Below are 19,829 nucleotides of genomic sequence, written 5' to 3' on the forward strand. Positions count from 1 at the left end.
GCCCCAGAAAGGAAGGAACCCCATGAGCAACCACGTCGTCGTGGCCGAGATCGGCCTGACCAAGAACCGCTACGGCGCCGAGATCAAGGCCTCCGAGCCGATGACTCTCGAGCAGGCGCGGGCGTTCGCGCTGGAGGCCGCCCGCGGCGACCACCCCGACTTCGCGTCGGCCGCGAAGAAGGCCCAGATCCTGCGGGTCGGCGCGGACCAGTACCTCGTGGTCGAGGGTCACCGGCTGAGCCCCGACAGCCTCAACCGGTTCACCGTCACCGAGGTCGTCGACGCCGGCTGACCACCACCGCACGAGCGTGTCACCCGCGATCGTCTTCCCGGCCGGCTCGGCCGGGAAGACGATCGCGTTGTCCCTGGGATCAGAGCCATCCCCGGTCGCGCGCGGCCAGGACGCCCTGGGCGCGGTGGGTGGCGCTCAGACGGCGCAGCAGGCTGGCGACGTGGCCGCGGTAGGTCCGGACCGAAATGCCCAGCTCGCGCGCGCCGGCCTCGTCCTTCTCGACCCGGACCATGGTCTTCAGTACCTGCCGCTCGATCTCCGTCAGGTGCTCCTGGTCCAGGTCCTCGCCCGCGCACCAGAACCGCTCGAAGAGCGCGATGAGGCTGGAGATCAACCCCGGTTGATGGACGACCAGCGCTCCGCGGCTGGTCTCCCGAGGGTCGATCGGCACCAGGGCGGTGGTCCGGTCGAAGATCAGCATCCGCTCCAGCGGGCCGTCCATCGTGCGGATCCGCGCGCCCCGCACGCTCAACTCGGCGAGGTACTCGGCCGTCCTCGGGTCATGCAGGGCGTCGGACCGCAGGATGGTGCGCATCTCCAGACCGCGCCGGAGGGCCCGCTCGTCGGCTTCCTTCGCGCCCTCGATCGCGGCGGCGGTCAAGGGACCGTTCGGCTGGACGGACAGCAGTTCGTGGCGCGCGAAGAAGGCGAGTTCGTCGATGCGGGCCCGGACCCGGTCAGGGCCCTCGACCCGCTCCACGCCGTCCGGTGGGGACTGCCGGCGGCCGTCCCGCTGGTCGTCAAGCAGGACGCCGACCACGTGCCGGGCTGCGATGACGCGCTGGATTTCGGCCTGGAGTTCGGTGAGCCTCGACTCGACCAGCCGCTCGGTCACCACGAACGGATCCGCGGCCGCTATGCCCTCGTCCTCGGCCACCGTCACCATCCCGGAGGCCTCTAGGCGTGCCAGGACCGCTCTCAGCTCGTCGACGCCCATCCCGGCCGCCAGCGCGAGAGCCTCGGCCCCCAGTCCCGGAGCGCGCAGCGCGGATCGGTAGACGAGTTCCTCATCCGCCGCGACCCCGAGGTACGACAACTCGGCCTCTGACATTCCCCTCATCTCCCGATGATTTTGCACACCAAGCGGAACTCGTTCGTAACCGATTGTTATGTGACCGACGAGAGATCGTAACGCCGACCACCGACTCGACTCCGGGGGCGGGAGACCGGCACTGGGCGGGCCGGACGCGGCTGTGGTGGGGAGTGTGACGAGCTGGCCATTGTTCGCGACGGATCATCAGTTGCGAAGGCCGGGGCTGCTCAGAGGAGTGGTGGGGTGGTCGCTCACACATCGCCTTTGACAGCGGAGTCGCCGCATCCGGGCGTACCCTGCGGCGTCCGCTCGACTGCCCGGGGAGCGGAAACCCTGACGGGACCTTGATGCCTCGGCAGAGCCCCGGCGGCGGGGCGCTGCTGCCTGCGGGCGCGCTCAGACCTGGATGTGCGAGCCCATGATGACGGTGCGCTCGCGGGGGAGTCCGAAGCACTCGGCGGCGTCGGCGGTGATGTAGGAGGTGGCGATGAACAGGCGCTTGCGCCAGGGTGCCATCGTCGGCTGCTTCCCGCGCCGCAGCTCGATCGTCGACAGGAAGGAGGACACCTGGTCGAGCCGCAGCCGGCCCTCGGCTTCGGCCGGATCGAGCAGCGCCAGGGTAGTGGGCACGTCGGGTGTCTCCATGTAGCCGAACCGGGCGGTGACGTGGATGATCCCGTCGTCGGCGTGGCCGAGGTCGTCGACGGAGATCCGCTGATCGGCGGGGACGCGCGGCACGGTCTCGGTCTCGATGGACAGGATCACGACATGGTCGTGCCGTACGTGGTTGTGTTCGACGTTGGCCCGCAGGGCCAGTGGCGCGGTCTGCTTGCCCCGGTTGAGGAAGACGGCCGTGCCGGGGACCTGGATCGCCGGCACCTCCCCCCTGCGGAGGTCCTCGACGAACGCGCGCAGCGGGCCTTGCCGGTCGTACCCGGCGGGGCGGTTCGCCGATCCGGAGCTTCATCGCGGTCAGGACATCGGCCAGCCGACCGCGTGCTTCTTCGCTCAGCCCGAGCGTCTCCGTCTCGGTACGGAAGACCTGGTAGGGCACGACCCCGAGCGCCTTCTTCGTCTGAAGCTCGGCGTACAGCCTGCCGAGGGCGGCCTTCAGACGCGGAATCCGGTGGTCCAACTTCCCACCCCTTCACAGGGAGGCGAGGCGCGGAGGCGTCGACGGCGCGTACGTTGCGGCTTGCAACCCGAGGAACGCCCACGCCCCAGCGTTGTGGTCCCGGTTCATGCTCAACCTCCGCCGCGAGGTCGCCCGCCTCGCCGGACTGGCCCAGCGGAAGCTGTCCACGGCCGTCAAGGTCTCGTACGCCAAGGTCGCCGCGTACCAGCGACGCGGCCTCGTCCACTTCCACGCCGTCATCCGCCTCGACGGGCCATCAGGCAACACCGACCTCCCGCCTGCCTGGGCCACCGCCGACCTGCTGACCGACGCCATCCGCGCCGCCGCAGCCCGGACAGCGGTCGCTGGCCCGGAACTCGATGGCAAGGAGACCGAATTCGTGTTCGGCAGCCAACTCGACATACGGCCGATCCGGACCGCTGACTTCGACAACGGTGGCCAGATCACCGAACGGGCCGTGGCGGCGTACATCGCCAAGTACGCCACCCAAGGGAGCCGAGGGAGCCGAGGGAGCCGCCGGGACGCTCGATCAGCGTCTGCGCCTGATCGGCTAACTCGCCCAGTGGGGCATACCCGTCCACGCCGAACGGATGATCCGCACCGCCTGGGCCCTCGGCACACGCCCCGAACTCGCCGACCTCAAACTCCGCGCCTGGGCGCACATGCTCGGCTTCCGAGGACACTTCTCGACCAAGACCCGCAACTACTCCACCACCCTCGCCGAGCTGCGGCAGGCACGGGCCGACTGGCAGCGCAGCAGGCAGGAGCCCCGATCACCGGACCTGACGACGCGTCCACGCTCGTCCTGTCGCACTTGGCATTCTCCGGCATCGGCCTCACCCCCCGAACTCGTGCGGCTCGCAGCTGCCGTGGCACCGCCGACCAAGCGGACGGGAGTGGCTACCGGTGCGTGACGGCGAACTCCTGACCGTTCCCGAGGTCATGGCCCGGCTCAAGATCGGCCGCTCGACCGTCTACGACCTCATCCGCACCGGGCGACTCGCCTCGATCACCATCGGCCGCGCCCGCCGCATCCCCGCCCGCACCCTCACCGACTACATCCACCACCTCGAAGAGGCAGCCTGATGACCACGCCACGCCCCGCCCGCAAGACCCGCGCCAATGGCGACGGCACCATCTACCAGCGCAAGGACGGCCGCTGGGAAGCCGCCGGCTACGTCCTCGCACCCGGCAACACCCGCAAGCGCGTCCGCGTCTACGGCACCACCCGCGCCGAAGCCAGCGCGAAGCTCACCGAGAAAATCGCCACCAGTAACCGCGGCGTCCCCACACCCTCGGCTCAGGGCACCGTCGGCGCCTACCTGACGTACTGGCTGGATACCGTTGCCGTCCATCGCCTCAGCGAGAACCTCCACACCCGCTACACCGCTTGCGTGCGGTTGTACCTGATACCCGGCCTCGGCCGGAAGAAGCTCGCCAAACTCACCGCCAAGGACGTCCGCACCTGGCTCGACCAGCTCCGCACCCGCTGCCAGTGCTGCGCACACGGCCTCGACGCCGCCCGCGCCCAGCCCCGCTGCTGCGCAACCGGCGCGTGCTGCAGCAAGCGACTTTCCCCGCTGACACTCGCCTACATCCACTCCGTCCTCAAGTCCGCTCTGGAGCACGCCGTCCGAGAGGAGGAGATCCCGCGCAACGTCGCCCGTAACGTCCGCACCGGCACACCCCGACCCCGCCGGTTCGAACCCCTCACCGCCGACGAAGCCCGCACCCTCCTCACCGCCGCCCAGGGCCACCGCCTCCACGCCCTGTTCGAACTCGCCCTCCGCACCGGACTCCGAAAGGGCGAACTCCTCGGCCTGCGCTGGGAAGATCTCGACCTGGACGCCAGCACGGCCAGCATCCGTCGCACCCTCCAGCGCACCCGCACCGGCGGTCTGATCACCCTCCCCACCAAGACAGTCAGCTCCGAACGCCGCATCGTTCTCCCGGCCCCCTGCCTGCTCTCACTCCGCGCCCACCGGAAGCAGCAGGCCCAGGAGAAGGAGAAGGCCGGCGCGGGCTGGGTGGACAGCGGCCTCGTTTTCACCCGGCCGGACGGCCACCCCATCGAACCCGCCACCCTCACCCGCCACCCTCACCCGCCACTTCAACGCCCTGCTCTGCCGCGCCCACCTCCGCCAGATCCGCTTCCACGACCTGAGGCATTCGACCGCGACCCTCCTCCTGGAACAAGGCGTCGAACTCGTCGTCATCAAGGAACTCCTGGGCCACGCCCACATCGGCGTCACCGCCACCGTCTACGCACACGTCCGACTCCGCCTCCAACGCGACGCCATCGACCTCCTCGGCAACGCCCTCCGCACCCCCACCCAGCCCACCACCCGACCCAACGACGGCGACGAACCACCGCTTTGTGCAGCACCCGTCCACTGACGTTGCCGTCAGCTACTGAAGTTGAATCTGTGATGTCGCTCGGACGGGTGAAGCAATAGCGTTCGCCTGCCGGCGGAGGGTTGGCCCCGGTAGTCGTGTGCTGTGAGGTATGCACAGGGCGGCGGTCTGACCGACGCGGAGAGGGCCGCGCGGGAGCGGATCCGGCGGCAGGCGGTGGACTGTTTCGAGACCGGGGAGAAGAGCCGGGACGTCGCGGCCGCGCTGCGGGTGAGTGTGCGCTCGGTGGAGCGCTGGCGCCGGCAGTGGCGCGAGGGGGCGCAACGGGAATCGCCTCGAAGGGATCGCCCGGTCGTCCGAAGCTGTCCGATGCCCAGATCACCCGGTTGGGAGGGGAGTTGGAGCGTGGGCCGCTGGTCCACGGGTGGGCGGACCAGCGGTGGACTCTGGCGCGGGTGAAGGCGTTGATCGGCCGCCTGTTCCACGTGAGCTACACGGTGGAGGGGACCTGGCAGTTGCTGAAGCGGCACGGTTGGTCCTGGCAGCAGCCGGCCCGCCGGGCGATCGAGCGTGACGACGCGGCCGTGGAGTTGTGGAGGAAGGAGATGTGGCCGCGGGTAAAAGCGTCGCGGCGGCCCGCGGGGCCTGGCTGGTCCTCGAGGACGAAGCCGGGCAGTCGATGGGTTCAGTCAAGATTTTCGTGATGCGGTGACGGAGCGTCATGCGAGTAGGACGCGCTTGCGCAGGAGCGGGAGAGTGGCTCGTCCATACATTTGCCGTTTGAGCATCTTGATCCGGTTGACGTGGCCTTCGACCGGGCCGCTGCTCCACGGCGGGGTGAGGCCGGCGGTGACGGCGTCCTGGTCGCGTTCGAGTCCGTCGGCGAAGGCGTGTAGCTGGGGTAGGTCGTCGGCGCGGACTGCGGAGATCCAGGCGGGGAGGTCGGTGCCGGTGCGGTCGCAGACCATGCGGGCGAAGGCGTGGACGTGGTTGCGCAGGGTCGCCAGTTCGGGGCAGCGGGAGAGGACATCGTCGAGCAGGCGCTCCTCCTCTGCTCGCAGGTGTCCGGGGTGGCGGGTGATCCAGCCGGTGAGGTTCTGGGGCTTCGGCGGTGGCTCGGGGGCTGTCTTCGCGGTGTCGCGCAGTGGGCGAAGGAATCGGCGGACGGCTTGGGGCGTGCGTCCTGGATAGCCCTGGGCCTGGATTTCGCGGAAGAGTGTGGAGGCGTTGGTGCAGCCCTGGTTCCACCGGTTGATCAGGTAGGGCCGGTAGGCGTCCAGGCGCGTGGTGCGGATGGCGTGGTCGGCGAGTGCCTCGGGGTTCTCGCAGCGCGCGTAGCGGCGGGTGGTGTGGCGGGTCAGCCCGAGTTCACGTCCGATCGCGCTGATGGTCCATCCCTGGGCGAGCAGGTCCTGAACGGCGCGGTGGCGTTCGCGTGTGCGGGTGACCAGCCATTTCTCGCTTCCGGTGTCCGGGTTGAGCGTGGGGTTGGGAGCAGTCGCCGCCCTGGGTTCGGGGTCTGCCGGTGGCGGTGGTGTGAGGCAGGAGCGGTGGGCGATGGCGGTGCGTTCGACCGCGTGGGCCAGGTTGTCCCACAGGTGCCACGCGTCGGCGACCTGCTGTGCCTGCGGTGCTCCGACGTTCGCGGCTTCGGCGTATGCGCCTGCTCGGTCCCGGCAGATCACCTCGATGCCGGGGTGGGCGGACAGCCAGGCCACCAGGGGTGCCTTCTCCCGCCCGGGCAGTATGTCCAGGACGCGATGGGAGTCCAGATCGACGAGCACGGTGCCGTACCGTCGGCCCCGGCGGGTCGCGAAGTCGTCGACGCCCAGCACACGGGGCGCGGTCGGCACCGGGTCGGGTGCCGCCATCACCACGTTGAGCAGGGTGGTCCTGCTGATCGGAATGTTCAGGACGGCCGCCAGCCGGGCGCCGGCCCGCCCGGCCAGGGCAAACGCGATCGCCTGAACGATCTCGGCGAGGACAACCGTGCGGCGGCCGTACCTCGTGGTCAGCTCTGCTATCTGCTCGGCGAAGGTTCGACGAGTGCAAAGAGCGGTGTCGCAGAACAAGCGCCGGACGCACAGCTCGATGGCGACCGGGCGGCCGCCGAGGGCCGCGTCGGCCAGGTGGCGCCGGTAGCGATTGTGCACCCGCCGAGCCGGCACACCACAGTCGGGGCAGGGCACGGTCGTGCCATCCCGGGTTCGGGCGACGATCAGTACCTCGACCCGCACCTGCTCCACCAACACCGGAGCGAGATGCGGGAGCAACCACCGCAGCGTCTCCTCACACGACCGCAGCATCCTGCCGCCTCGACCGGCGCGTCACCAGCGCACCGGAGTACGGGCAGAGCACGTCAGCTGATCAGCATGACGCTCCGTCACCGCATCACGAAAATCTTGACTGAACCAGTCGATGAGGCCGCCGCGTGCCAGGACCTGGGGCAGGATCGGCTGCACGCCGGTCGTGCGGGTGCGCGGCCGGGGAGCCGGCCGGGTCTCCATGGCGGGGCTGAGCTGCTACAAACCCGGCCAGCGCTCCCGGATGTTCTACAGCTTCCACGTCTACCGCGGCCGCAAAGGCGAGAAGAAGGGCCTGACCTGGCAGGACTACCGGGACCTGCTGATCCGCGCGCACATCCGGCTCGGCGGCCCGATCGTGCTCGTGTGGGACAACCTGCGTGCCCACCTGATGCCGCCGATGCAGGAGTTCGTCCAGGCGAACCAGGACTGGCCGACCGTCTTCCAGCTCCCCTCGTACGCACCGGACCTCAATCCGCAGGAGGGCATCTGGTCGCTGGTCAAGCGCACCATCGGCAACCTCGCCGCTGCCAACCTCGACCAGCTTGCCCGAGCCGTCAGACGCAGCCTCAAGAAGATCCAGTACCGTCCCCACCTGGTCGACGGGTGCCTCACCACCACCGGCCTGATCATGGACGGCTGACCACCTTCAGACCGACATCACGAATTCAAGTTCAGTAACCCCACCGGAAACGATCCGGTGGGGCTACTTCAATTTGCCACTAACCTTCGGAGAGGCGATATCCGTTCATGTATCCGCGAACTCAGGGAATCTCGGGTCGTGAAACCTCGGGCTGGCGGGACGCCGAGGAGATGCTACAGAACATGTCCAGACTCCGACCCGTCGATATCGGGCGGAGCCTGGACGCGCAGGTGAAAATACAATCACGAAAAAGCTTCAGAGCGCTGGAGCGCCCGCTCAAACTCGCCTAGAACAGACTGAATGAAGGCCCGGCCCTCCGCGCTCTGAAGCTATTTTATTGCGGTTCCTTCGATTCTTCGCGGAATGACTTCAGCAGACGAAGAAATGCCTCCACTGAAGATTCTCCCTCCTTCGTCAATTGCTCGACGGCTGAAATCCATCCGCCTGTGGGTGAAGTCCCGTACGCCCGGCTGAGCCAGTTGGAGAAATCTCCGACCTGTCCCAGTGCGAATCCCTCGTCGATGCCATGGATCTGCAGTGCAAGGAAATATCCCGAAAGGAAGCTTGCAAGCTCATCCAGCGTGTCGCTGTCCCTAATGAAACCCGGCCTGATGCGAGGGTTTTCCAAGACGTCGTAGATGTTGTTCAAATCGAGCGTTGAAATGATAATCTCCTTGGAAGGTCGATTCCACGTCCAGGTTTTCCGTGAGCAGCTCTTAGCCTGTCCGGTGCCGAATGGATCAACCGCCCGCCGGATGGAACTGGTAGTTTCCGTTTTCGTCGAGCTTGAGCGAACCCCGTCGCGTCATCACTGGGAAGGGCCCGACGCTGTCAGAGAAGCGGGCCATGTACTCCGCCTCCGGTGCGCCATGTCGGCCGGTCCAATTATCGAAGACCCGGCCGTCCTTGACAACGGCATAGTGGTTGTACCAAACGCCCTCGTTGCCCTTGTAGGGCAGCGACGGGTACCTCCCTTGAAATTGCGGCAGAATTTCCAGGATATCGCCTCCGCCAAGCATGCCATGAATCTGCACCGCACATGCCTCGCAGCCGCTGCTACCAACGATCGTACTGTCGCTCGCGGCCTTCCAAGATTCTCCTAGGTCCGGTCCGCATCCCATCGTGTTGTGGACGAGAACCGGCGTGGCGCCTGCCAGCACATAGTACGTGTGGATTTGGTCGATGGTGAGGTTGTAGGCAATGGTCGGGTCGGTGTGGTAGTTGCGGACCGATGTGACGGTAACGGTGTCGCCCGTGGATGTCAGGAGCTGGTCGCCAACGTGGAGGTCTGCTGCGTTGGTCCACCGATTGGTGGTGATGTCCCAGTACGGGTGGTGTTGGGTTGAGGTGAGGGTGGTGGTACTGCCGGGGTCCGCCACCTCGTTTGCCTCGACCGGAACGGCCAGTTGGAGGTCGGTGAAGTCCTCGTCATCGGGAGTGGTGATGGCCTGTGCAACGTGCTCGCCAGCGGTTTTGCCGGTCTGAGGATCGGTTGCGACGACCTGTTCGCCGGTGGTCAGCTGGTCAATCGGCTTGGCGGTTCCATCTGCGAGCAGGACCTTGGTTCCCGCAGGAAAACTGTTGCACCATCCCCCAAGTCCCGGCTTGGGAACGTAGGCCTCACCAAACGCAGCGGGCAGGAATGCTCCCGACTCAAAGTTTGCACTTTGCGGGTCGAGCCCGTGGCCTTGGGCCCAATCTACGTAAGTATCTAGCGGGCCCGGCTTGTTATATTCATGATCGCCCAAATGGATGACCTTGTGGGCAATGTCAAGTGGTACGACTAGGATTACACCAGCACCAAAGAGGAAATCCCTATTGTTCCCTTCGTGGCCCTGTTTGGAATTGGGGTTGCATCGACCATTACTGCATTTGGCGGCATAGTGCTCGCGGAGCGTCTTGCCAGTTTTCCAGTACGTGTACGCGGAGTACGCCTGGAACTGTTCCGTCTTTTTGTTCTCTTCGACGATCTGGTCGTAGTCGCGCCCCTTTTCAACGGGTGTGATTCCGCCGGTGCACGCGTACATTCCGTTGCCGCACTCTTCGAAGTGCAGGCCTGAGGGGTCGGAGAGGTTGACGGGGTTGTTGTTGCTGTAGGCGTAGGCGTTCCACTGTTGTGGGGATGCGATGTCGATGATCGGGTCGGGGTTGAGGAAGCGGCCGGTGGCGGGCTGGTATTCGCGGGCGCCGAGGTTCGTGAGGCCGGTGGCGTCGTCCTTGGTGCCGCCGACGAAGCCGTGGTCGCCGGCCCATATGGTGGGCTGGCTGCCGCGGGGGTTGCCGAACGGGTCGGCCGGGCGCCTGCTCTCGGTCAGCGTGGTGCCGTCGAGCGCGAGGATGCAGGTGCCGTGGTGGTCGGCTACTTGGTAGGTCGTGTTGCCACCCTGGCGGACCAGGGTGACGCCACCGGGGATCTGGTAGTAGCGGACGCCGGTGACGGTGGTGGTGTTGGTGTCGTAGACGAGTTCGTCGTTGCCGAGGGTGATGGTGGTCTTGCCGGGGTCTCGGCGGATGAGCTGGTTGCCGGCCGCGTCGTAGAGGTAGGTGGTGGCTCCGGCGGTGCCTGTCTTGTTGTAGGAGGCGAGCTTGTTCTCGTTGTTCCAGGTCAGGGTGGCGGTGCCGGAGGTGTCGGTGACGGCGGTGGTGTTGCCCGCCGCGTCGTACTGGGCGCTGCTGCCGGTGGTGCCGGTCGGCGCCGTGGTGGTGGTGCTGGTCAGGGCGTGCGGGCCGCCGGTGCCGCCGCCGGTGTTGGGGGCGGTGGTGGGGGTGTTGACGGTCCCGGTTGCCGGGAAGGTCTCGTTGGTGGTGGTGTCTTTGGTGGTGTCACCGAAGGGGTCGTGCTGGATGAGCTGGGTGCGGTTGCCGGTGAGGTCGTAGCCGTAGCTCTGCCAGTAGGCGGCGGGGCCGCCGACCGTGGTCCTCGTCGGTGCCTGGGCGCCGCTGGTTGGCGTCGTGTTGGCGCAGGCGCCGATGCCTCCGACGGCGGGTTGCGGGGCCTGGGTGAGCGTGCCGGTGTCCGTCCAGGCATTGGTCAGCCGACCGAGGTAGTCGTAGCCGAAGCACTGGAGGTCGGTGGACGACGGGGTGTTGTCCGGAACGTTGCGGACGGCGGTGAGCTGTCCTGCGGTGTTGTAGGTGTAGGTGAGTTGCTGGACAGCGCCGGTTGCGGCGGTTTGCTTGTCGACGAATTGCGACAGTGGTCGGCCGGTGGATTCGTCGTAGGTGTTGGTGACGACGATCTGGGTGCCCCAGGGGTTCACTGTGGCGCGGATGCTGCGGCCGTAGGCGTCCCAGTCCGAGGACAGGTCGTAGGTGTCGCCGCCGTAGGCGCCGTAGGTGCCCAGCGGACCGTTTTTGTCGTACGTGTAGTGGATTGCCTCTTCGGTGATGTCGCCGACTGCCGAACGGTCGTCGTCGGTCACCGCGCCGGTGATCGGGTCGTAGATTGCCTGGTAGGTGTAGGTGAACGGGGTGGTTCCCTGGCCGATTTCGGTGCCGGGGATCGTGGTGGTGGTCTTGGTCGGGTGGTAGGCGGTGTCGTACGCCAGCACGGAGCTGGTGTAGGTGATGCCGGAGGCGCCGTTGATGTAGCGCGTGGAGGTGGAGGGTTTGTCCTTGACGACGGTGTCGTAGGTTGAACCGGTGAGCTGGTGGTCCGGGCTGACCGATCCGGCGTAGGTGCCCGTCGGGCGGCCGAGCAGGTCGTAGGTGTAGGAGATGGTTTGGTTGCGGGCGTCCGTGGACGACGCCAGTCGGCCCGCGGCGTCGTAGGTCTTGGTGGCGGTGCCGGTGTCCGGGTCAGCGGTGGTGACCTCGCGGCCGCGCTGGTCGTAGCCGTGGGTCCAGGTGTTTCCTGCGGTGTCCTTCTGAGTGGCCAGGTGGCCGTCGGCCGTGTAGGTGAAGGACGTCACGTCCGCGTCGGCCGGGTTTCCGGTGGCAGTGGCGGTCTTGTACTGCCATAGCTGGGCCTTGCGGCCGCGTGCATCGGTGACCGTGGAGGTCGGTGTGGCGCCTGCGGGCGGTGTGACGTCGGTCCTGTCGGCGCCGGGATAGGCGGTGGTGGTTGTGGACTGGGCCACGCCGTAGGCGATGAACTGCGTGGTTACCGGGCGGCCGAGAGCGTCGTAGACGTTGTACGTCTGCGCCGGGGCTTTCTGCGTGGTGGTCAGGAACGGGGTGGTGCTCGGTGCGGTGTCGTCGTTGTACCAGGGGTTGTTCGTGCGGGTGACGCGTCCCTGTGAGTCGTACACGGTGTCGCTGATCAGGCGGCCCCTGTAGGCGGAGAGCGCCGGGGTCACCTGGGACTGAACGGTCCGTCCTTGGCCGTCCATGATGTCGATCTTGACGGCGTAGGTTTCGTCCGCGAGCAAGTCCGAGGAGGTCACCGTCGGCGGCACCGCACTGCCGTTGACCACACCCGGAAGCGCGTAGGCGAACGCCTTGTTGGCGCTCGCCTTGGCATCCCGTCCCGGAAGCCACACGCCGGTCAACCGTCCGAGTGCGTCGTAGGCTTCGGTGGTCGTACGGCCGTTGGGGTCGGTCACGGTCAGAGGCAGTGACCGCGCGGTGTTGTATGTGGTGGTGGTGGTGCGGCCGGTGTCCGCGTCGCTGGCGCCGGCTGGTGCCGGAGTGGTGACGGTGACGGTGTTGAGCAGCTCACCCGTGTTGGCCGCCGTGTAGACGGTGGTGACGGTCGCACCGCCGGGGTGTGCGCTGTCGGTGACGTTGGGGTCGGTCGCGCTCGTGGTGCGCCCGTAACTGTCGTACGTCGCGTTGGCGGCGCTGAACTGCGGGGTTCCGGTGGAGTCGAAGTGATCGAGGGTCAGTGTGCTGGTCGCGTCATGCGCTGTGCCGAGCTGTCCGAAGGCCTGCCCGTCGTACAGCGTCCGGGTCCAGGAAAGTGTGGTGGCTGCCGTGGGCGTCGCGGTGCAGGCGTTTGTCCCGGAGACAGCTATCGACTCGGATGCCACCTCCAGGGTTTGCGGGTCCGGCCCGGTCGCGTAGTTGGTGCGGGTGCAGATGTCCGGCAGGCCGTCGGCGCTGTCAAGCGAAGTGCTGACACGGTTGCCGTGCGATGGGTCGGTCGTCGTGGTTGTGGTGCTGGATCGCCAGGTTCCGTCGGCCTTGAGCGATTTTGCCGTGGTCGTCGTCGTTGGGGGCACGTATCGGGCGAGGAGTGCGGGTCGGCCGTTGCCCTGGCTGTGGGTGGCGGTGGTGACCCGGTCGCCGCTGGATGACTTCACCGAGTAGCTGGCGACGCTTCCGGCGGCGTCGGCGCTGGTGTAGGTGTCGCTCTCTCGGATTTGGCTGGAGAGCCAGTCGGAGTCGGTGACAGATCCTCCCATCGGGCCGGCGACCTGGACGCTGCGGGCGGTGCCTTTCGCCTGAAGGTCGCCGTCCATGCCCTGGTAGTAGGTTGTCGACTTCTTCGACTGCGGCCCGTCGTTTCCGCTGCCGGACACCTCGGTGACGGAGGCGTAGCCGCGGAACTGGTCCCACGTGCGGACCTTGTCGTCGGTGGTGGCGGAGTCGTTGCGGTGCCAGGCGGCCTTGCCGTAGGTGTAGTTGGTCACCATCGGGACTGAGCCTGGAGTACCCGGGTTCAGGGTGACGCTGGCGACCGGGTACTTCAGGAACCAGTCGTCCACCGGGGCCGCCCCTGCCGTGGAGCCAGGAGGATTCCACTTGACGTTGTAGCAGGAGAGCGTGTCACTGTCGGCGGAGGCCGGCATGACGTTGTTGACGCGCGAGCACGCGGCCGGGGCGTAGTTGACGCCGATGGTGCTGCCGGTCTCGGTGGTGATCAGCTGGATGCGGGGCCGGTTGTAGGCCGGCGGTGCGGGGACCAGGTTGGTGCCGTCCACGCGGTTGGGCAGCAGCTGGGCGGTGAAGGACACCGGGGGGAGCGTGACCGGGCCGCCGGTGGCCTGGGGGTCCTGGCCGGTGCGCTGAACGGAGGCGAGCCAGGGGACCTGGGTGTTCTCGGTGGCGTTCTGCACGTTGATGAACGTGTGGTTGAGCGCGTACGAGTCCACGGTCTGGTAAGTGCCGTTGACCCTCACCTGGGTGGTGACGGACGCCAGCCACTTGGTGGTCCAGAACGTCGGCCCGTAGTTGGTGCACGGGCCGGTCGCGCCACATTGCTGGTCCAGCGGGACATCCGGCCAGTTCGCCGCGTTGGCCGCGGTGCGCTGGGACGGGTCGCAGGCCGTGGTGGAGGTGACGCACCGCTCGGAGGTGTTGAAGATGATCTTAGCGGCAGGGCTGTAGGCGCCGTTGTTGCTCAGCTGGTCCGTCAGGCGCTGGCCGTAGCCGATGGTGGCGGGCACACCCGAGCGGGTGTAGGCGGTGCGGGTGCCGTTGCCGTTGTTCTGGGCACCGCCGCGGGCGTAGTAGTTCGTCTCGGGCGTGTAGGTGTAGGTGGTCAGGTTGCCGTGCGGATCGACGACGTAGTCGAGGTTCCAGCGCCACGCGGTCTGACACCACGAGCCCTTGCCCTTGGCCGCGTCGTAACACGGGTCTCCGCTGTTCGGCGAGTAGACCGGGACGGTCCAGGCAGAGCCGCTGTCCGCGCCGAGCGTGGTCGGGCTGCCGCCCGCGTCTGGCAGGTGGTTCAGGCCGAAGTAGGAGACCGTTCCGTCCGTGTCGGTGACCTTGATGTAGGAGCCGTTCCAGGTTCCGTTGGTCGCGCCGGTCAGGAACTGCACCTTGGTGCCGTCATCGTCCTTCAGCCGCCAGGTGCAGGCGGCCTGCTCCATCGCGACGGGGGCGCCGGACTGACAGGATGCGTCATCCTGCACCAGCTGCCCGGAGTGGCCTCCCATCGACAGAGTCATGTTCGCGCCACTCCAGCACTGGTCGCCGGAGTTCGTGATACCGCCCCGTGAACACGGCTTGAACGACCGCTCGACGAAACCCGAACCGTAGTCCCAGCCGTCGCCGATCCAGGACGCCTGCGCGTTCGTCGACGACGTCAGGCCGTCGACGGAGGCAGAACTGTAGGACAGCGCCACCTTGGGCCCCGAACCCGCGAGCGCCGGCGGCATCTGTACCGGGTACCCGTACGTGAACGCGCCCGAGGATCCGCCTGCGGCCCAGCCCTGAGAGGACCCGAGCGGGGTCGCCGAATACGTTCCGGCTCCACTCGACGCACCCGACACCACACCGACCGTCGTGGAGGTGGTGGTGGAGTCCGCGTACACCGCCCGGGCCGCCCCAGCAGCGGCGTCGATGGTGGTCTTGGTCGCCGGGGTTGGCGTACCCGTGGCGATGCCCGTGCCGGTCAGCGGGACGTCGGCGACGAGCTTCTTCGTCGACGGGTCGTAGTGCGATTCGAGCGGCGTCTGCTTCTGGCAGTCCGTTGCCTGCGGCGTCGTCGTCGCGCAGCCGGGCAGGACCACCAGGTGCGCCCGGGCCGCCCAGTTCGCACCGAACGCGGCATCGAGGCTCGACGCGTCGACTCCCAGGCGCACAGGAGCGTCGTCGCCCGCGCCGGGACGGGTGAGGGTCACCGCGACACCGGGGATCCCGGCGGACGCCGAGGTCTTGGTGTCGGCGACCTCGACCTGGATCGTCTGGCCGGCTGCCGACGAACCTGCGAGCGGCGCGACCGTGACCGGGAGTCCCGCAGCCCTGGCTTCTTCACCGGCCTGCGGCTTGTCACCCTCGCCGAGGGAGCGCGCCTCGGGCGCGGAGCCGAGCTTCACCGTCGCGTGTCCGCCCGGGACCGGCTTCGGATCCTTGGGCGGTGTCCAGGTCGGCGGTACCGGGTGTTCCGGCTTCGCGGCCGACACGGGTGCGGCGTTCTTGCCCGCCACCGAAGGCGTCTTCGGCAGAGCGGTGCTCGGCGGCGACCACTTGCGCGAGTAGTCCGGCCGGTCTGCCGCGGCCGCCATCGGCAGGGGCGCCAGCATGGACCCGAGGACGGCGGCTGTCGTCACCGCCGCCAGCCGCCCGCGCAGTCTCCCCCTCCTGCCCCTCTTGTGCCCGAATTCTGATCGTTGCTTGAATGACACGCTTTTTACATCCCCCAAAGCAGATTTGGCCCCCGGAATACGGGAGCCGAGCCCTGTATCCGAACCGCCGGATGCTAGCGGACATCGGTGACGAACAGTCAAGTCCTCGTGACTGGTGAGACTTCTCACGGAGATCTACGAACCGGCCATTTTTACTCCAATCCGGACCTTCGTCGTCGAATTGAACTGGCTGATGTCCGACCCGCCCCATACGGTGCCCTTGGCCTGCGCCTACGCAGGTCTTCTCGTGCTCGTGGGGGGAGAGTCCCGTTATGAACAGAAAGCGCCGCCGCAACGGTGCGTCAGTGAGTGCCTTGACAGTGACAGCCGTTCTGGCACTCACGAGCGGTCTTCCTGGGTTCAGTGCCCATGCCGCCACTGCGCCGACGGTTCCGTCGCAGGCCACGATCGACGCCGCCACCGCGAAGCACCTGCAGGAACGCCCTCCAGCCAACGCCGCTGAGAAGGCCATCGCCGAGGCCAAGGCCACGCAGAAGAACGTCCCGGTCGACTCGCTCACCACCGAGTTCAGTGAGACCGTGGCGACCCCGGAGGGGCGCCTGGCACTCACCAGCCACCAGGAGCAGCAGCGCGTGCGCCGTGGTGGGGCCTGGCTGGGGCTGGATGCCACGCTCGTGGCCAATCGGGACGGGACGCTCTCTCCCAAGGCTGCTGCGGGGCAGCTGGTGCTGTCCAAGGGTGGCAGCGGGCCGCTCGCGACCATGATCAGCGCGGATGGCAAGAAGCTGGCGCTGTCCTCGCCCTTCCCGCTTTCCGTGCCCGCGGTCAGTGGCGACAGCGTGGTCTATCCGTCTGTCGCCCCCGACATCGACCTGAAGGTCACCGCCACCAAGGCCGGTGGGCTGACCACCGTCCTGGTCGTCAAGACCCAGGCCGCAGCTGCCAGCCCCGTGTTGAAGAACTTGCACTTCGGCACCAGCACGGACGGCGTCACGGTCAATGCCGACGCGCACGGCAACATCACCGCGGCCGGCACCGACGGCAAGCCCCGCTGGATCGCCCGCACCCCGCAGATGTGGGACAGCACCACCACACCCGTAGCGAGCACTTCCGCGCCCACGGTGAAGGCAGCCCTGACGCTCACCACGTCCGCCGCCGACACCCCCACGCCTGCTCCTTCACCAACGGACGGGGGCAAGGCTGCCGCAACCGGTTCCGACGCCGGTCCCGGGGCGGGCTCCAAGGTCGCCGCCATGCCGGTCACCGCAGGAACCTCGGGTATCGATCTGACGCCCGACCAGGACCTGCTGGCCCACGGCACCGCGCCCTACTACATCGACCCCGCCTTCCTGCCCTGGGCCCAGTCCGGGAACTCCTGGACCTGGGTCCAGTCTGCCCACGACGGCTCCAACAACTGGCTGCGGCAGGGCAGCGCGGACGCCGACCACCCCGGTGCCGGTGTCTGCGGCTACTACGCCCACGGTGGCAGTTGCTCCCCCGCCGACAAGGAGCGCAGCTTCTACCAGTTCGACATCAGCGCGCTCAACGGGGCGATCGTCCACTACGCGACGATGAACATGCAGGAGTACGTCTCCGCCGACTGGTCCTGTACCAACAAGTACCCGCTCAATCTGTTCGTCACCGGGCCGATCGGCAACGGCACGACCTGGTCCAACCAGCCAGCACAGGTGGGCGGCCCGCTTGGCACGACCGCCATGGTCGGTGGCTCGGGCGGCGCCGCGTGCCACGACAACGTCCCGTTCCAGTTCGACATCACCGGCGCGATGCGGCAGTACGCCAACTCCGGTCAGCTGACCTTCGGCCTCTACGGCGACGAGAGCAACCAGAACGCCTTCAAGCGGTTCACCTACCAGCCCACCCTGTACATCGAGTACGACCGGGTGCCCAACACCCCGACCAACCCGGGCGTGTGGCCCGCGCCGCGGACCGTCAGCCCCGCCGCAACCAACCAGTCCTGCGGCGACGGCAACGCCGACAACTGGGCCTGGCTCGGCGCCGGCTCCAACCAGGACAACGCCCTCTGGCTCAACGCCACCGTCACCAGCCCCACCCAGGCCCAGGTCGCAACCTGGGACCACATCTGGGACTACAACCTCCCCGGAGCACCCGACGTCAAGAGCGACGTCACCCCCTTCGTCAACAACGGCGGCACCACCACCTTCCAGGTCCCCGGCAGCGCCATCCAGGACGGCCACGCCTACGGCTACGCCATGATGGCCACCGACCAGCTGGACGGCGTGCCCTGGTCCCCGTCCACTCTCGCCTGCTACTTCAAGGTCGACCTCACCCCGCCGACCGTCACCTTCCCCACTACCGTCAGCGACACCAGCAAGCAGTTCCCGCCCAGCGGCAACGGCCAGACCCCCCAGATCTACGCCGGCCAGAGCGGCGATGTCCCCTTCACCGCTGCGGACGCAGCCCCCAGCGGCGGCTTCGCCTCCGGAGCGGTATGCCTTCGCTGGAGCTTCGACCCCCAGCTCGTCGACGCCACCTGGCAGTGCGGCAGCGCCATGCCCACCGGCCAGATCCCCGTGACCGCGGGACGCTGGGGCACCAACGTCCTCTACGTCCAGGCCGAGGACAACGCCGGCAATCTCTCACCCGTCGCGCAGTACGCCTTCTACGCACCGTGGAACCCGAACAGCCCCGCGCCGACCTTCGGGGACGTCACCGGAGACGCCTTGCCCGACATCGTCACCGCGGATCCCAACGGCGACCTGCGGGCCTACAGGATCCCCGCCACCGCGCCCAAGGCCCCACTCGCCGCCCCGAAGGCCAAGTCCCCCTACGGCGACTCCTGGGCCGACTACCGCCTCACCCACCGCGGCAGCCTGCGCGGCGGCATGAACGTCGACGACCTCATCGTCCACAAGGACGGCGACCAGAAGCTCTACTTCTACAAGAACCCGGGTAACACCGACGTCCCCGGGGTCTTCGACTCCAGCTACCTCCTGGGCAAGCCTGCCTGCGACCCGAAGCTGACCGACTGCACCGGCTACAACGCCGCCGACTGGTCCACCACGCTGCAGATCGCCTCCAGCGGCGACCCCAGCACCACGAACCTCAACACGAACAAGAAGTTCCTCAACCGCACCGGTCTCTTCACCGTCGAGAGCAGCCCGGACGGCACCGGCGCCCTCTGGTTCTACCCCAGCATCGGGGACGCCAAATTCGGTTCGCCGACCAAGCTCGTCGGCACCGGCTGGAGCGGCTGGGACCTCATCTCACCGGGCGACTGGGCCGGCCAGGGCCACCCCGGCCTGTGGGCCCGCAGCCAGAGCACCGGCGACCTGCGCGGCTACACCTTCACCACCGGCACCGTCACGATCACCAGCCCCTTCGGCGGCACCGCAAGCTACCCCACCCTCACAAGCATCGCCACCGACACCAAGCTCGCCGGAATCGACCCCGCCAACTGGCCCGTCATCGGATCCGACGGCGACCTCACCGGCATCGGAACCCCCACCCTCTGGGGCATCACACCCAACGGAATCCTCCAGACCTGGACTGGCCACTCCACCAGCACCGAGCCCTACTACACCTGGACCAGCGGCCCCACCGGCGTCCTGAGCATCTACGCCCCCGAAAACACTCCCATCGCCCTGACCGCCCAGACCGGCAAGTGCGTGGACATCTACGGCGGCAGCTCCGTCCCCGGCACCGCCGTCCAGCTGTGGGACTGCAACAACGCCGCCGCCCAGCAGTGGACCTTCAAGCCCGACGGAACCCTCCGCGCCCTCGGCGGATGCCTGGACGCCACAAGCGGAGGCACCACCAACGGCACCCCTCTGGAGATCTGGACCTGCGGCAACACCTCGCCGAACCAGATCTTCGTCCCCCGGCCCGATGGCACCATCTACAACCCCGCATCCGGTAGGTGCGTCGACGCACCCGGCGCCGACACCACCAACGGCACACGACTCCAACTCTGGGACTGCAACAGTGACATCGCCCAGAAGTGGACCTCTCTCGTGCGCGGCTGAAGTCGCCACAGAGTAGTGAGCTGACTCGAGGGGCCCCTGGCCGGGTTACAGCCAGGGGCCCCTCGCACGGCCGCAGACATCTGGTTGG

Annotated in this window: 10 protein-coding genes and 3 pseudogenes; 8 read left to right on the forward strand and 5 right to left on the reverse strand. The window is 67.7% G+C overall.

Features of this window, described 5'->3' with window-relative positions; genetic code table 11:
- Positions 1–22 precede the first annotated feature (22 nt).
- Positions 23–292 carry a hypothetical protein gene (locus tag AB0D10_RS29310; protein WP_360261960.1) on the forward strand — a complete coding sequence of 90 codons (270 nt, stop codon included), beginning with the start codon at positions 23–25 and terminating at the stop codon, positions 290–292.
- Positions 293–371: 79 nt separating this feature from the next.
- Here AB0D10_RS29310 and AB0D10_RS29315 read toward each other — a convergent pair whose 3' ends face one another.
- Together AB0D10_RS29315 and AB0D10_RS29320 are read right to left on the reverse strand one after the other, a co-directional pair.
- Positions 372–1,352, reverse strand: a complete 981-nt coding sequence (locus AB0D10_RS29315; protein WP_360261961.1) for a helix-turn-helix transcriptional regulator — start codon at positions 1,350–1,352, stop codon at positions 372–374.
- Between the two features lie 369 nt (positions 1,353–1,721).
- Entirely contained in the window at positions 1,722–2,240 is a 519-nt protein-coding gene (locus AB0D10_RS29320; protein ID WP_360262018.1) for a KUP/HAK/KT family potassium transporter, read from the reverse strand.
- A 326-nt stretch (positions 2,241–2,566) separates the two neighbouring features.
- On the opposite strand from AB0D10_RS29320, the pseudogene AB0D10_RS29325 reads away from it, so the two are divergent.
- From AB0D10_RS29325 to AB0D10_RS29345, 5 genes and pseudogenes are all read left to right on the forward strand, one after another.
- A pseudogene (locus tag AB0D10_RS29325) lies at positions 2,567–2,965 on the forward strand (replication initiator); the annotation flags it as partial.
- Positions 2,966–3,050: 85 nt separating this feature from the next.
- Positions 3,051–3,374, forward strand: coding sequence for a replication initiator (locus tag AB0D10_RS29330; protein ID WP_360261962.1), 324 nt, complete (start codon positions 3,051–3,053; stop codon positions 3,372–3,374).
- Entirely contained in the window at positions 3,367–3,546 is a 180-nt protein-coding gene (locus AB0D10_RS29335; RefSeq protein WP_360261963.1) for a helix-turn-helix domain-containing protein, read from the forward strand. The genes AB0D10_RS29330 and AB0D10_RS29335 overlap by 8 nt, the downstream gene beginning before the upstream one ends.
- Positions 3,546–4,857 (forward strand): annotated as a pseudogene (locus AB0D10_RS29340) (tyrosine-type recombinase/integrase). The gene AB0D10_RS29335 and the pseudogene AB0D10_RS29340 overlap by 1 nt, the downstream one beginning before the upstream one ends.
- Positions 4,858–4,959: 102 nt before the next feature.
- A pseudogene (locus AB0D10_RS29345) lies at positions 4,960–5,519 on the forward strand (winged helix-turn-helix domain-containing protein).
- Between the two features lie 15 nt (positions 5,520–5,534).
- Here the strand turns inward: AB0D10_RS29345 and AB0D10_RS29350 are convergent.
- Positions 5,535–7,121 carry an ISL3 family transposase gene (locus tag AB0D10_RS29350; RefSeq protein WP_360261964.1) on the reverse strand — a complete coding sequence of 529 codons (1,587 nt, stop codon included), beginning with the start codon at positions 7,119–7,121 and terminating at the stop codon, positions 5,535–5,537.
- A 112-nt stretch (positions 7,122–7,233) separates the two neighbouring features.
- Here AB0D10_RS29350 and AB0D10_RS29355 point away from each other — a divergent pair, with 112 nt between their 5' ends.
- Entirely contained in the window at positions 7,234–7,761 is a 528-nt protein-coding gene (locus AB0D10_RS29355; RefSeq protein WP_360261965.1) for a transposase, read from the forward strand.
- A gap of 334 nt (positions 7,762–8,095) precedes the next feature.
- On the opposite strand, the gene AB0D10_RS29360 is transcribed toward AB0D10_RS29355, so the two are convergent.
- Positions 8,096–8,410 (reverse strand): hypothetical protein, encoded by a 315-nt coding sequence (locus tag AB0D10_RS29360; RefSeq protein ID WP_360261966.1) that lies wholly within the window; start codon positions 8,408–8,410, stop codon positions 8,096–8,098.
- A 91-nt stretch (positions 8,411–8,501) separates the two neighbouring features.
- On the reverse strand, positions 8,502–15,674 hold the full coding sequence (locus tag AB0D10_RS29365) for a polymorphic toxin-type HINT domain-containing protein (protein ID WP_360261967.1): 7,173 nt from the start codon (positions 15,672–15,674) through the stop codon (positions 8,502–8,504).
- Between the two features lie 422 nt (positions 15,675–16,096).
- Between AB0D10_RS29365 and AB0D10_RS29370 the strand changes: the two genes are divergently transcribed.
- Entirely contained in the window at positions 16,097–19,741 is a 3,645-nt protein-coding gene (locus tag AB0D10_RS29370) for a ricin-type beta-trefoil lectin domain protein (protein WP_360261968.1), read from the forward strand.
- Positions 19,742–19,829: the final 88 nt, after the last annotated feature.

The organism is Kitasatospora sp. NPDC048545, from assembly GCF_040651155.1.
Lineage (GTDB): Bacteria > Actinomycetota > Actinomycetes > Streptomycetales > Streptomycetaceae > Kitasatospora.